The sequence below is a fragment of the Lederbergia citri genome (assembly GCF_018343625.1).
GTDB lineage: Bacteria > Bacillota > Bacilli > Bacillales > Bacillaceae_C > Lederbergia > Lederbergia citri.
Window position 1 is genome coordinate 978466 of sequence record NZ_JAGYPG010000002.1, and the last position, 14520, is coordinate 992985.

Genomic DNA, 14520 nt, shown 5'->3' on the forward strand with positions numbered 1-14520 from the left:
TCATAAAAAAAGAAATCACCCCTTATTGCAGGTGATTTCTTCTTTTAAGACTAGGCTATTTTTCTTAAAGTTTGTTTTGAAAAAGCCCATTTTCCGGCATTTTCGCCCATTAAGAAAGTTTAGCGGTTCTTATTAAACTGGTAGCTCTTTTCCTATTTAAACATCAGTTCCTATATGAAAATTTATTTCTCGTTATTTAGATTTACATCTTATAGCAACAATGTTTGGAAAAGAGCTTAGAACTAAAATGCCCATATCGTTGAAATAAGAATCATCCCTAACCCAATGCCAAAAGCTAAACTCATTGAGTGTTTTGTCACATTTTCCTTCCATATTGAAAAAGAGATATCATTTTGAATGTTATCATTCACTACTTTCATGAAATGGGGTTGGCGGATAAATGTTTCCCGAATCTTAACAAAACCTTGAAAGAATAGGCTTAAAAAACCGCTTTTAATGACAAATAGGATGGCTCCAATTAATAAAAGCAGGAGCCCACTCATGAAAAGCGCATTAATATGCGATGTGTTTGCTTTAGAAACAATGGATGCCTTTGCCATGAGTAATGTAATAATCATTGAAACGCTTAGGGATGATACAAATACTTTCACTTAATGGACCTCCTACCCGCTAATTAATTTGATACGACTGTTGCATAGCGAAGATTAGGGATATTTAACACATGAAAATGAACACCTTCAATGCCTTTTCTAACAAGCGAGTTTTGTGCTTGGAAGTAGATTGGAATGATCGGCATATCGGTCATTAAAATTTCCTCAGCTTGATGTAGCATTTCAAATCGTTTTGCATCATCTTGTTCGACTAATGAATCTTGTAAAACTTTATCAAATTCTGAATTGCTATAGTTTGTAAAGTTACTTGAACTTTTTGTGCTATATAAGTTTAATACTGGATATGGATCTAGGAAATCTCCAATCCACCCCATACGTGCCATTTGGAAGTTTTTTTGCTTGAATGTATCAATATATGTTTTCCATTCTTGATTTTCAAGTTTTGCTTCTACGCCTAAATTTTGCTTAAACATTTCCTGTAATGCTTCGGCAATCTTTTTATGGTCACCTTCTGAATTATATTTTAACGTAACTTCAGGAAGCTCACTCCAGCCTTCTTCTTTCATTCCTTCTGCCAAAAGCTCTTTTGCTTTATCAACATCGAATGAATAATACGGTGCAACCTCATCTCTAAAATCCTTGCCTGACGGAGCATCTACACCATAGGCCACATATCCGTAAGCTGGTTTTTCCCCACCTCTAGTAATATTTTTTGTGATGGCTTCCCTATCAATTGCATAGGAAAAAGCTTGGCGGATTTTTGCGTTCGTAAACGGTTCTTCTTCAACATTAAATGAATAAGTATATACGGTATATGACGGTGAATTTACATATTCCTCGTTATTTTTCTCTTGATCAACAGCTTCGGCAGGAATTGCTTTTACTAAGTCCAATTCACCTGATTTGAACATTTGATATTCAGTTTGAGCATCTGCAACCATTTTGAATTTGACAGATCCCATTGTAATCTTGTCCTTATTCCAAAAATGATCGTTCTTTTCAATTGTTAACTCTTCATTATGCTTCCAGCTTGTAAGAGTATACGCGCCGTTAGAGACAATCCCTTCTGCTTCTGCAGCCCAATCTTCATTTCCGTCAACAACCTTTGGATTTACTGGTAAATAAGCACGTCCCATTAAAACAGTTGGGAAAAATTTAATTGGAGTTTTTAATTCTACTATTAGAGTGTGGTCGTCTTGTGCTTTCACGCCAACGTCATCAGCTGAACCTTTGCCAGTATTATATTCCTCGGCCCCTTTAATATAATATAAGCTTGATGGATCATAAGCAGCCGTTTCTGGATTTAATACACGTTTCCAAGCATATTCAAAATCTCCTGCAGTAAGTGGATCACCATTGGACCATTTTGCATCATCACGAACAGTGAATGTATATGTTTTTCCGTCGTCTGAAACGGTTACCTTACTTGCTGCACCTTCTGCCAATTTTCCTTTTTCATCATATTCATAAAGACCTTCATATAGATGGTCAATCACCCACCAAGAAGTAGCGTCAGAAGCAAAAGCTGGGTCTAATGTATACGGTTCTCCCCCTAGATTTGCTGTTAAAGTTTGTTCAATTTCCTTGGCGGATCCTTTAGATCCTGCTGTTTCTGACTTTTTACTTCCGCAACCTGCTAGAGCTGCCGTTACAAGCAGTATTAACGTTAAAACACCGATTAATGCTTTCTTCATTTTTCTCTTCCCCCTGTTATCTCATGCTGCTGAATCTTGAGAACTATTGATACAGATGGCATGCTACATGATGATCTTTCTTTACTTCCTTCCATTCAGGCTCAACTTTCGCACATACATCCATCGCAGCTGGACATCTTGTGCGGAACGGACACCCGGAAGGAGGGTTCAACGGACTTGGTGGATCACCTCCTAATAAGATTCGTTCTTTACTACCCCTCAATTTCGGTTCAGTAACTGGGATTGCAGAAAGCAATGCTTTCGTATAAGGATGAAGTGGTTCCTGAAATAACACATCACTTTCTCCAAGTTCCATCATCTTCCCAAGGTACATCACACCAATACGATCACTAATATGTTTGACCATCGATAAATCATGTGCGATGAACAGATACGTTAACCCTTCATCTTTTTGTAAATCCTCGAGTAAATTGATCACTTGCGCCTGAATAGAAACATCAAGGGCTGAAATAGGTTCATCCGCGACAATGAATGAAGGTTCTACAGCAAGTGCACGTGCGATACCAATACGCTGTCTTTGTCCACCACTGAATTCATGTGGAAAACGTTCTGCATGTTCAGCATTTAGGCCAACTTTTTCAAGAAGTTTAATAATTCGTTCCTTTCTCTCCTTGCCTTTAGCCAAACCGTACGCGTCCAATCCTTCAGCAATGATATCTCCAACCTTCATCCTAGGGTTAAGTGACGCTTCGGGATCTTGAAAAATGATCTGGGTTTTCCGATTAAACTCCCTCTTCGCTTTCCGATCCAAATTGGATATATCTTTACCTTCAAAAATTACTTTTCCGTCTGTGGATTCATACAATCCAACGATTGTGCGGCCAAGAGTTGATTTTCCACTACCACTTTCTCCTACAAGTCCGAGTGTTTCGCCTTTTTTAATAGAAAATGAGATTCCATCCACAGATTTTACAACTTTCCCAGAACCCGCTTTAAAGTATTTTTTTAGATTATGAACTGATAAAACTTGCTCAGACAAGATTCTCGCCTCCTGCTGCAACTTGCAAATGGGCTTGAGCCCGTGGATCGTTCAGCCAACACCTTGCTTGATGGCTATCAGAGAAGTTTTCAGCCCCTGGCATATGCTCTACACAAACTTCCATCGCATGAGGGCATCTTGCCGCAAAGGGACACCCTTTAGGTGGAGAGAATAAATCCGGCGGCGTCCCTTCTATCGGAATAAGCCTTTCCTTTCCGATTGCATCAGGTTTTGGTACTGAGCGCAGCAGCCCCCATGTATACGGATGTTTCGGCTGTTCAAAAATTTCTGTTACTGTACCAGTTTCAATGACCATACCTGCATACATTACCGCCACTCGATCCGCCACTTCCGCTACAACACCTAAATCATGGGTAATCAACAAGATTGAAGAGTTCTTCTCAGTTTGAATTTTCCTTAAAAGAGTAAGTATTTGAGCCTGAATCGTTACATCCAAGGCTGTTGTTGGTTCATCCGCGATTATAATCGCTGGATTACATGCCAAGGCAATTGCAATTACGATCCTTTGCCTCATTCCACCGCTAAACTCATGTGGATACTGCGAATAACGAGTTTCAGCATCTGCTATTCCAACAGACTTCATTAACTCAATTGTTTTTTCCTTCGCTTCTTTTTTTGTCGCTTTTTGTTTTTTTATAAAAACCTCATCAATTTGATGACCAATTTTCATCGTTGGGTTTAGGGACGTCATAGGATCCTGAAAAACCATTCCTATTTCTTTCCCACGAAGTTTCTGTAATTGTTTCTTTGATAAAGTCGTAATCTCTTTATCTTTAAAAATTATATTTCCATTTTTGATTCGACCGTGAGGTTTTGGAATCATGCCCATAATTGCCTGGGCTGTTACACTTTTCCCACTACCACTTTCTCCAACGATCGCGAGGGTCTCTCCTGCTTCAAGATGAAAGGAAACCCCTCTTACCGCTTGGATCTCCCCTTTATACATTTTAAAAGAGACGTGTAAATCATTTATTTCCAGTAAACGCTCCATTCGAATTCCTCCTTAATTCTTTGAGCGCGGATCTAGCGCATCTTGTAATCCGTCGCCAAAAGTATTAAAGGCAAACATCGTTAAAGAAATCATTACTGCCGGAAAAAACAAACGCCACCATTGCCCACTCAAAATGACACCAAGTGCGTCGTTCGCCATTGTTCCCCAGCTAGCGGTAGGAGCTTGTACCCCTAATCCTAAAAAGCTTAAAAAGGATTCGGCAAAAATAGCTTGCGGAATAGTAAAGGTCAAGTTCACGATGATAATACCAATCATATTTGGCAATAGGTTTTTTCTAATAATTTTATGATGAGGAGTGCCAAGCTTCTCGGCAGCCATCACATACTCTTGCTGTTTAAGCTGCAAAATTTGACCTCTTACGATCCTAGCCATTCCAACCCAGCCTGTTATCGATAATGCCAAAATCATTGTCATTACACCCGGCCTCATGACAACCATGAGTAAAATTACGACTAATAGGTAAGGTATACCGTATAAAATTTCAACTATACGCATTAAGAAACTGTCTATCCGGTCCCCTAGCTTATTTCTCCCTGCCATGTATCCAGATATGCCTCCGACTAATACACCAATAAATAAATCAATGAGAGCCGCAACAATCCCGATTAACAAGGAAATGCGTGCACCAGCCCAAACCCTAGCCCATACATCTCGGCCTAGGTCATCTGTTCCAAACCAATGCTCTGCTGATGGAGCTAGATTCCCCTCTGTTAAAGATTGATGGCTTGGACTATATGGGACTAAATACGGCCCTAATAAAGCAAGCGAGACGATAGCAAATAGGACAATAGCTCCTGTTAGAGCCAATTTGTTTTTAGCTAATTTAATCATGACTTCATGCCAGTATCCTATCGTTGGGCGAGAGTTAGCCTTTAATTCAAATTGTTTTCTATCGGCCTCTCTAAATAACGAATCATGTATGTGTTCAGTCATATCAGTTACCTCCGCTCGATAGTTTAATTCTTGGGTCAATGAGTCTGTAACAGAGGTCAATGATAAATAATGTTAGTATTAGGATCATGCTGTAAAAGATCGTAGTGCCGAGAATAACTGGATAATCACGATTAAAAATGCTATCAACAAAGTATTTTCCGATTCCAGGTATGGCGAAAATTTTCTCAACAACAAATGTGCCTGTAATGATCGATGCAAATAATGGGCCAATAAAAGATAGGACAGGAATCAGCGCATTGCGAATTCCGTGTTTTATCATGACTGCAGAGGTGGACAGCCCTTTTGCTTCAGCCATCTTAATATAGTTTTGATTTAATACCTCGAGCATGCTTGTCCTTACAAACCGTGCAATAATTGCAAGTGGTCCCACAGAAAGAGCGATTGTCGGTAATACTGTGTGTTTCCACGTACCCCATGACGCCACTGGAAACCAATGCCATTCAACTGCTAAATATTTTATTAATAATGGGGCGAGGATAAAGCTTGGAATCGATATTCCGACTATAGCCACGAGCATGGAAAGATTATCTAGAAAACGATTATGATATAGTGCGGCCACCACCCCTAGAACAATCCCAAAGAAAATTGCTACGATCAATGATTGAATACCCAGTATGGCTGATGGACCGAATCCTTCAGCAATTAGAGTGTTGACATCTCGTGTTTTCGATTGGATGGACGGACCTAAATCAAATTGAATAAGATTTTTTAAATAGAGAACATATTGAACTGGAAGTGGTTCGTCCAAATTATATTTAGCTCGCATATTATTTACGATTTCTTCCGGTAGTGCTTTTGCATCACTTGCAAACGGATCCCCTGGAATGCTATGCATAATAACAAATGTTAGAGTAACGATGATCCAGAGCGTTACAAGCATTGTGAAAATTCGCTTTAAAATGTACATTATGTAACCTGCCTTTGCCTGTTAAATCACTGAGTCACATCCATAAATCTAAATTGAGCCTTTTCTTCCAATGAAGCTATGAAAAGTTCAAGCAGCTTTTTAGTTGCTTTTACATCATTTAAATCTATTACTTCAATTGGAGAATGTGCATTCCTCGAAGGAATAGATAATACGCCCGTCGGAATGCCATTATTAGCTAAATGCATCGCCCCTCCGTCAGTCCCAATACCTGGGAAAACTTCAAGCTGAAATGGAATCCCATGCTCTTGCGCTACATCTATCAATCTTCTTTTTATAGATGGATGAGAGATTAAACTGAAATCCATTACTTTGATGCCTGTTCCTTTACCAATGGCAAGTACATCATCAAGGACTGCCTCCAGAGTGTCACTTGCTGCAGTTGTATCGATAGCTATCGCCATATCGGCCTTGACCGACTCAGCAACAATTCTAGCTCCTCTAAGTCCTATCTCTTCTTGAACAGTAAATACCGCAATGATTTCTCCTCGAAAATCATTCATTTCCTCAAGCAATTTTATTAAAACCGCACAGCCTGCACGATCATCGAACCCTTTTCCTACTAGGCGACCTGTTGTTTCATCCCCTAGCAGCTCAACATGGGAGAGCCATGTTACAGGGTTACCAATGGTGATTCCAAGTGCTTCAGCTTCCTGTTTGGAGTTGACACCTACATCGATATAAGACTCCCGTACCTTTTTAAGTTTTGATTCTTGCTCGAATTTGCGATAGTGTGCGGAGACACCGCCGAAAATGCCGGTTAGTAAACCTCGCTCTGTACGAACCTGTACTTTTTGGCCAGGTAAATTTCTTTCATCATGACCACCTAAAGATTCTACTTTCAGCAAACCTTGCTCCGTGATATTTCTCACGATAAAACCTACTTCATCCATATGCGCGGTTACAATAACTTTTGGACCAGGATTTGCGCCTCTTTTTCTCGCAATGATATTGCCATGTAAATCAACCTTGAGTTCATCGACAAATCCCTTTATTTTTTTCGTTATATACTCAATAACTGGCTGTTCGAATCCAGAAGGACCGTGTAATTCTGCCAACTCTTTTATCAACTTCTCCAATTTTTCCACCTCATTTAATGTACAAAAGCGCAAGCGTGGTTATCGAGTTACAAACTTTGGGGCCTTTGACTTATCCTAGGGAAAAGGACAAGAAGTTTGCTAGACGATAGACGCTGGAGCTAGACGGAAACCATCTTTATTTAGTTATCCGCAATGTTACAAAATTATAATTTCCTAAGCGATAAAAAAACCTCTTAACAAAGACAAGTTAAGAGGTTGTTTACTTAAACTCATCTTATCTATCAGGAAAACCTGATGGAATTGGCACAGTGTTCATAATGAATCTGTTGCCGAGGCTTCAAAGGGCCATGTCCCTCCACCTCTCTGGATAAGAATATATTCAGTTGGAATAATACTATACTGATATATTAAAAACTGATGTTTCTCAAAATGAAAAAAATGAAATTTATAGAATTTTCATGTCATCTCATTGAAATAATTATTTCATAAAATAATATTAATGTAATGATAGACTTCATTAATTACTTCGTCAATCGAAATAAAAAATTTCTTTTTTATTTGAATATTCCACAATTACTATGTAATCCCTTTCCTGATTTTAAGTTTGATTAGCAATATATCGTATGCCGCCGCTTACAAAACAAAACAAGTTGAAACAAAAAAAAGATGAAAAACTAAAAAACTCGTCCACTAAATGAACGAGTTTTTTGTCTCTAATAATATTTTATACCCACCAAGCAGCTGCAGGTTGTTCTTTGATTAGTACTGATTGTAGGTTGGTGACAGCGCGTTGGAAGCCTTCTTCGATGGACATGATTGGGTCTTCGTGCTCAATGCTGACGACATAGTCGTAGCCGTAAGTACGAAGGGCGCTCATCATATCAGACCAATCTTTCATGTCATGGCCACATCCGACGGAACGGAAATTCCAAGCTCTTGTTCTTAACTCAGTGTATGGTTGCATATCTGTCAGTCCATACATGTTTACATTTTCTTGGTCGATGAATGTATCTTTCGCATGGAAATGATGAATCGCATTTGCTTTTCCAAGAATTTTAATTGCTCCTACTGGATCAATACCTTGCCACCACATATGGCTTGGGTCAAGGTTTGCACCGATTGCATCACTTGTTAATTCTCTTAGTTTTAATAACGTATATGGTGTATGAACTAGGAATCCGCCGTGTAGCTCTAGTCCAATTTTCACATTGTGCTCTTCTGCTAATTTACCGACTTCTTTCCAATATGGAACGAGTTTTTCTTCCCATTGCCAATTAAGAATATCGCTATATTCGTTTGGCCATGGTGCAACTGGCCAGTTCGGATATTTTGCTCCTTCATGGTCACCAGGTGTGCCTGAGAATGTATTTACTACTGGTACATTCATTAATGAAGCCAGTTTGATTGTTTTCACAATTGTATCGTGGCATTGTTGAGCAAATTCTTTATCAGGAGAGATTGGGTTTCCGTGACAGCTGAATGCGCTGATTGTAAGCCCTCTAGATTCTACTTCATGCAAGTAGTCTTTACGTTTTTCTTCACTCTCAAGCAAAGCATCAAGATCACAATGCGCGTTACCAGGGTAGCCACCTGTACCAATTTCTACTGCGTCAAGACCAGAAGCTTTTACGTGATCTAGCATTTCTTCGAAGGATTTGTCTGAGAATAATACTGTAAAAACACCAAGTTTCATAGTTTAACACCGATCCCTTCTAAAATAATTTATTATGTATTGAATTGAGGTTAAACGTATAACCTCAACTCAATTTTAACCCATTTTAATTAAAATTGAACAATTTGTTTTGTTTCGCTTGATTTAAGCGCCGCAAGAACAACTTTCAAAGATTTCATACCTTCTTCACCATCAATTGGCGGTACAGTATCATTCACGATGCTGTTTACGAAATTTTCGATAACTCTTGTGCTAGTTTGTCCGCCTTCATCATTGGACTGAATTTTACCAAGGTCAAAATTCTTTGTTTCACCATTTCTATAATGAACGATCAATGCGTACTCTGGGTCATCCTCAAGACGAATAACACCCTTTTCTCCATAAATAACCGTTGAGTTATCTTCTTTTTGGTACGCCCAGCTTGCAGCTAATGTTCCGATAATGCCACTTTCAGATTTCAATACACATACTGCATTGTCATCAACTGTGCTATCTTCTTTAGCACCTGACTCAACAAAAGCTCCTACTTCAACAAAATCTTCGCCAAGTATGTAGCGCATTAAATCCGTTTTGTGTACACCAAGATCCCCCATTGCTCCAATGAACGCTTCTTCTTTTCTAAAGAACCAGCTATCTTTCCCATCTATGCTCCATCCTTCTGGTCCCGGATGTCCAAAAGCTGTTCTAAAGCTATAAATCTTACCGATTTCTCCGTTTTCGATTAATTCTCTCGCTTTTTCATGAGAAGGTACGAAACGTTGATTGTGAGCGATCATCAATTTTTTATTATTATTTTTAGCCGCTTCAATCATAGCAAGTGCATCTTCTTCAGAAGTAGCCATCGGCTTTTCACATAACACGTGCTTGCCTACGTTTAATGCGTCAATTGATACTGGTGCATGCAAGTAGTTTGGTGTACATACGGAAACAATATCTGCATCTGCTTCAGCTAGCATTGTCTTGTAGTCTGTATAAGCTTTAGCCCCGTATTTTTCCGCCATTTCTTTTGCTCTATCTTCAACGATGTCACACACGGCGACGATTTCTACCTGGTCATTCGCAGCATATTCAGGTAAATGGCGATATCTCGCGATACTTCCGCAGCCGACAACCGCTACCTTAAGTTTACTCATATGTATCTTCTCCCTTGTAAAAATTACACATTTTTCGCTTAATTCTATCAAATTTACAATGAAACTACAATTGAATTAGCTATAATATTTGAAAACGATACCAACCATTATTTTTTATGGCTTAAAAGCCACTTATAAAAGTCAGGGTTATTATATGTTTCAGTCCAAGAATCATGATTGGCATCCGGATAAACGGTTAGCCTTACATTTCCCCCTACTTCACTAAGAGCTTCTACCATGCGTACACTTTCTTCAACAGGAACTACGTCATCCTTAGCCCCATGAAATGCCCAAACAGGAACTTCCTTCAGCTTTTCTATTTGTTTTATGGAACCCCCACCACAGATTGGAGCTGCTGCGGCAAACTTTTCAGGGTATCGTTTCGCTAAGTCCCATGTTCCGTATCCTCCCATACTTAGGCCTGTCACATAGACTCTTTGTTTGTCTACTCGATATTGTTCAATGATATCATCGATTAGTGAACTAAGATCATCCATGTAAAGATGCCAAGTCGAATATCTTTGTATATCGATTGGACATTGAGGAGCCACAAGAATAAAAGGAAAATCGCGTTCCTCAGCCAGTTTAGGTGGTCCATGTTCTTTTACTAGATTCAAATCTTCGCCACGCTCTCCCATCCCATGAAGAAACAAGACGAGCGGATAAGTTACTCCATCATTTTCCTCGTAGTCTTTCGGCAATGATAATAAAAATGATAACCCCACTTGTTTTGTAATAGTTACCTCTTTCTGAAAACGATGCTCATACATCTATTACCAACCCCCTTCGCAATTCGCCTTTAGCAAAAATGTAACCCCTACCAAAAATTATATCAATGTTTTTCTTTTCTATTTCTTTAAAAACTCACTTAATCTATCTGAATAATTTCGACAAGGTTACTTGCACTATTTTAGCATATTATGGATAAATAATAAAAACGTTTCGATTCTCTTGTTGACTTACGTTTTCTCTGCGTATATAATCCAATTAGCACAGCAATCGAAACGTTTCGATTGTTGATAAAAATATAAACTATTCAAGGGAGTTAATCATGACTACTATGACAGATTCAACGATTAAAATGAATGCCGGAAATGTGCAATTCTCCTTTTTAAACAGTGGAGATTTGCAAGTGGCTGCGTCTAATCATCTCATGATTAGTCAATGGATCGCCAATCCAATTGATGGTTCGTTAAATAATATTTATTTACGCTTTCATGAAGGTGAAAAAATTGAAGCAGTTCCTCTACTAGGCGTGCAATCTACTAGTAAGTTCTCATATTCTGACAATCAAGCTCGTTGGGAAGGTTCTTACAATAAAGTAAACTTCAAAGTTACGTTTACATTAACAAATCAAAACATCTGGTTTTGGGACGTTAACGTAGATGGTAATGGTGTAGAAGTAGATGTTATTTATGCTCAAGATATCGGGCTTGCAGATCAAGGAGCAGTTCGTTCCAATGAAGCATATATGTCTCAATATGTGGACAATAAAGTGTTTAAAGATGAAAAGAGAGGCTATATCGTTTGCTCTCGTCAAAACCAGCCGCAATCTACTGGCTTCCCTTATGTACAGCAAGGGGCATTGTCTAAAGTTGTTGGTTATTCAACAGATGGCTTCCAATTTTTCGGAAAGTCTTATAAAGAAACGAACAAACCGGAAGTATTATCTAAAGCTACACTCGCAAATGAAGTATACCAATATGAATTTACGTACACAGCACTTCAATCAGAAAGAGTGCAACTCTCCGGGTCGGCACAGTTTGTTTTTTATGGCCTATTAAAAGAAAATCATCCAGAAGCAATCACTACATTAGAATTTGAAAAAGAAATAAATGATGCATGGGAATTAGTTAAAAAAACTAGTCAAAATGATTTTACATCTACTGAAAAAGTATCGATCTCCCCTTCCATTGGTGAACCACTGCAAACAAAATCAATGACAGTTGAAGAGATCCAACAGCTCTTCCCAAATCGTCATCAGGAAGAATGGGACGGCGACACTCTGCTTTCTTTCTTTACAGACACGCATGAACATATTGTCTTAAAGGAAAAAGAACTGCTGGTTGAGCGCCCGCATGGACATATTTTAATGAGCGGAAATAATGTTGAAAATATAGAGGAAGTTATTACAACGACATCCTATATGTACGGAATTTTCAACGGCCAGCTCGTAATCGGGAACACCTCTTTCAACAAATTCAATACGAATGCCAGAAATGCTCTTAACGTTATGAAAACTTCCGGGCAACGTATTTATGTAAAAGTAGATGGCCGTTATCAACTATTAACGATGCCTTCTCTATTTGAATTAGGCTTTAACTATGCTCGTTGGTACTACAAAACTGAGACAGAAACATTTGTGATTACTAACTTTACAACTGTTGATTCTACTGAAGTTCATTTACAAGTCCAAACATTAAGCAGCAAAGCTTATCCTTATCTAGTAACAAATCAAGTTATTATGGACAGCAACGAGTTTCAAGCACCATTTGTAATGGAAAGAAACAATGAAGTTCTAACATTTAAGGCTGGTCAAGCAGCTTTTAATAAAAATAACTACCCTGACTTAACATATCGTCTACGTGTAACAGGTGCAGAATTCGATGTAGCTGATGAACAATTACTGGCTCAAAATGTAGAAGCTAACTCCGCTTCTCTAGTTGTTATGGAGGTACATGAGTCAGCTGATTGGTCCATGACGATTCAAGGTCTTCTCCATGGAAAAGTAGTACCTTTCACTGATTATGAAGTGGTTGATGAAATTGAAAAGTACCGTGAATTTTTCGAAGAGACAATGAATGGTTTTAAGTTGTCTTTTGATGGCCCTACACCGGAGTCTGTTGAAAAATTCAATACACTAGCTTGGTGGTATACGCACAACATGCTCGTGCATTACTCGGTGCCGCACGGACTTGAGCAATATGGTGGCGCTGCTTGGGGAACTCGCGATGTCTGCCAAGGTCCAGTTGAATATTTTATGGCGACACAAAAATATCATGTCGTGAAAAATATCGTAAAAACCGTATTCTCCCATCAATTCGAAGACGATGGAAACTGGCCTCAATGGTTCATGTTTGATCGCTATCTAAACATTCAAGCCGGAGAAAGTCACGGAGATATCATTGTTTGGCCACTGAAAGTGTTGAGTGATTATTTAAATGTAACGCAAGATTTCGGAATTCTAGAAGAAGAAGTTCCATATATGGATCGAAGCAACTTCCAGTTTACAGAAGAAACTTTTACGATTTACGACCATGCTAAGAAAGAAATAGACTATATTAAAAACAATTTTTTGCATGATACGTATCTATCTTCATACGGTGATGGCGACTGGGATGATACACTTCAACCAGCGAACGCTCAACTGAAGCAATATATGGCAAGCAGCTGGACAGTTTCTTTAACTTATCAATCTATCAAACAATTGGCTAGAGCGCTTGAAAAAGTAAAACCAGAAGAATCAAAAGAATTGTATGAACTAGCAGCTGGTATTAAGATTGATTTCCATAAATATATGGAACCTGCTAATATCATTCCTGGGTTCTTATACATGGAAAACGCAGATCAGCCAGAAAAAATGCTTCACCCTGAAGATACGAAGACAGGTATCCAATACCGTCTCCTTCCAATGACACGCAGCATGATCAGTGAGCTTTTAACACCAGAGCAAGCAGAAAATCATTATCAGCTCATTCAAGAAACATTCTTCTGCCCGGATGGAGTACGCTTGATGAATCGTCCTGCAAATTATGAAGGTGGAGTGAGCACCCATTTCAAACGTGCTGAACAAGCTTCTAATTTTGGACGAGAAGTTGGATTACAATATGTTCATGCCCATATTCGCTACATTGAAGCGATGGCGAAGCTTGGAAAAGTGGAAGATGCTTGGAAAGGTTTAGAAATCATTAACCCTGTGAGTATTCAACAAGCTGTTCCAAATGCGGAATTACGTCAAAGCAATTCTTACTTCAGCAGCTCTGACGGTAAATTTAACACACGTTATGAAGCACAAGATCGATTTGACGAGTTAAGAACTGGTTCAGTTGCAGTAAAAGGCGGCTGGCGCATATATTCAAGCGGCCCAGGGATTTATATGAATCAATTAATTTCAAACGTTCTTGGTATACGAATTCAAGCTGGTGACCTAATCATCGATCCTGTGTTACCAGAGACACTAAACGGTCTTCGCTTTGATTTTGAAATTGACAGCATGCCAGTTACCTTTGTCTACCATTTGACAGGTAGCGCTGAAACGTCAGTCAAAATAAACGGAGAAGCATTAACTACAGACCTAGTTGAAAATCCATATCGTAAAGGCGGAGTACGCATTCCGAAAGAAGAATGGATGAATCGATTAAACGAGCAACAAAATACAGTGGATATTTTTAAATAATAATAAAAGCGGCGGCAAATTGACCGCTGCTTTTTCTTTTTAGTCATTGTCAAAATCAAGAACTATCGCTACATTAGAAGTAAGTGGATTTGCAAGAATGG

The 14520-nt window shown here is 38.8% G+C and carries 11 protein-coding genes and 1 riboswitch; of the genes, 1 reads left to right on the forward strand and 10 read right to left on the reverse strand.

The window, feature by feature from the left end; genetic code table 11:
- Positions 1-242: 242 nt before the first annotated feature.
- The 10 genes from KHA97_RS13395 to KHA97_RS13440 all read right to left on the reverse strand — a co-directional run bounded on the left by KHA97_RS13395 (position 243) and on the right by KHA97_RS13440 (position 10793).
- Positions 243-611: a DUF3899 domain-containing protein gene (locus KHA97_RS13395; protein ID WP_213125218.1), complete on the reverse strand. Its 369-nt coding sequence runs from the start codon at positions 609-611 to the stop codon at positions 243-245.
- A 23-nt stretch (positions 612-634) separates the two neighbouring features.
- Positions 635-2266 carry a peptide ABC transporter substrate-binding protein gene (locus tag KHA97_RS13400; RefSeq protein ID WP_213125219.1) on the reverse strand — a complete coding sequence of 544 codons (1632 nt, stop codon included), beginning with the start codon at positions 2264-2266 and terminating at the stop codon, positions 635-637.
- Between the two features lie 43 nt (positions 2267-2309).
- Complete coding sequence (locus KHA97_RS13405; protein WP_213125220.1) at positions 2310-3266, reverse strand: ABC transporter ATP-binding protein; 957 nt, start codon at positions 3264-3266, stop codon at positions 2310-2312.
- Complete coding sequence (locus tag KHA97_RS13410) at positions 3259-4278, reverse strand: ABC transporter ATP-binding protein (protein WP_213125221.1); 1020 nt, start codon at positions 4276-4278, stop codon at positions 3259-3261. Before KHA97_RS13410 ends, KHA97_RS13405 begins: the two co-directional genes overlap by 8 nt.
- A 12-nt stretch (positions 4279-4290) precedes the next feature.
- Complete coding sequence (locus tag KHA97_RS13415; RefSeq protein ID WP_213125222.1) at positions 4291-5232, reverse strand: ABC transporter permease; 942 nt, start codon at positions 5230-5232, stop codon at positions 4291-4293.
- Position 5233: 1 nt separating this feature from the next.
- Entirely contained in the window at positions 5234-6160 is a 927-nt protein-coding gene (locus KHA97_RS13420) for an ABC transporter permease (RefSeq protein ID WP_213125223.1), read from the reverse strand.
- Between the two features lie 26 nt (positions 6161-6186).
- The gene (locus KHA97_RS13425) at positions 6187-7266 is read right to left on the reverse strand and encodes a M42 family metallopeptidase (RefSeq protein ID WP_407658037.1); all 1080 of its coding nucleotides are present in this window, start codon (positions 7264-7266) and stop codon (positions 6187-6189) included.
- 223 nt (positions 7267-7489) lie between these two features.
- Positions 7490-7592: riboswitch (SAM riboswitch) on the reverse strand.
- Positions 7593-7942: 350 nt separating this feature from the next.
- Entirely contained in the window at positions 7943-8911 is a 969-nt protein-coding gene (locus KHA97_RS13430; protein WP_213125225.1) for a sugar phosphate isomerase/epimerase family protein, read from the reverse strand.
- Between the two features lie 89 nt (positions 8912-9000).
- The gene (locus tag KHA97_RS13435; protein WP_213125226.1) at positions 9001-10023 is read right to left on the reverse strand and encodes a Gfo/Idh/MocA family protein; all 1023 of its coding nucleotides are present in this window, start codon (positions 10021-10023) and stop codon (positions 9001-9003) included.
- Between the two features lie 107 nt (positions 10024-10130).
- Positions 10131-10793, reverse strand: coding sequence for a carboxylesterase family protein (locus KHA97_RS13440; RefSeq protein ID WP_213125227.1), 663 nt, complete (start codon positions 10791-10793; stop codon positions 10131-10133).
- Between the two features lie 281 nt (positions 10794-11074).
- Here KHA97_RS13440 and KHA97_RS13445 point away from each other — a divergent pair, with 281 nt between their 5' ends.
- A complete protein-coding gene (locus tag KHA97_RS13445; protein WP_213125228.1) occupies positions 11075-14419 on the forward strand; it encodes a GH36-type glycosyl hydrolase domain-containing protein in 3345 nt (1114 codons plus the stop codon).
- Positions 14420-14520 lie beyond the last annotated feature (101 nt).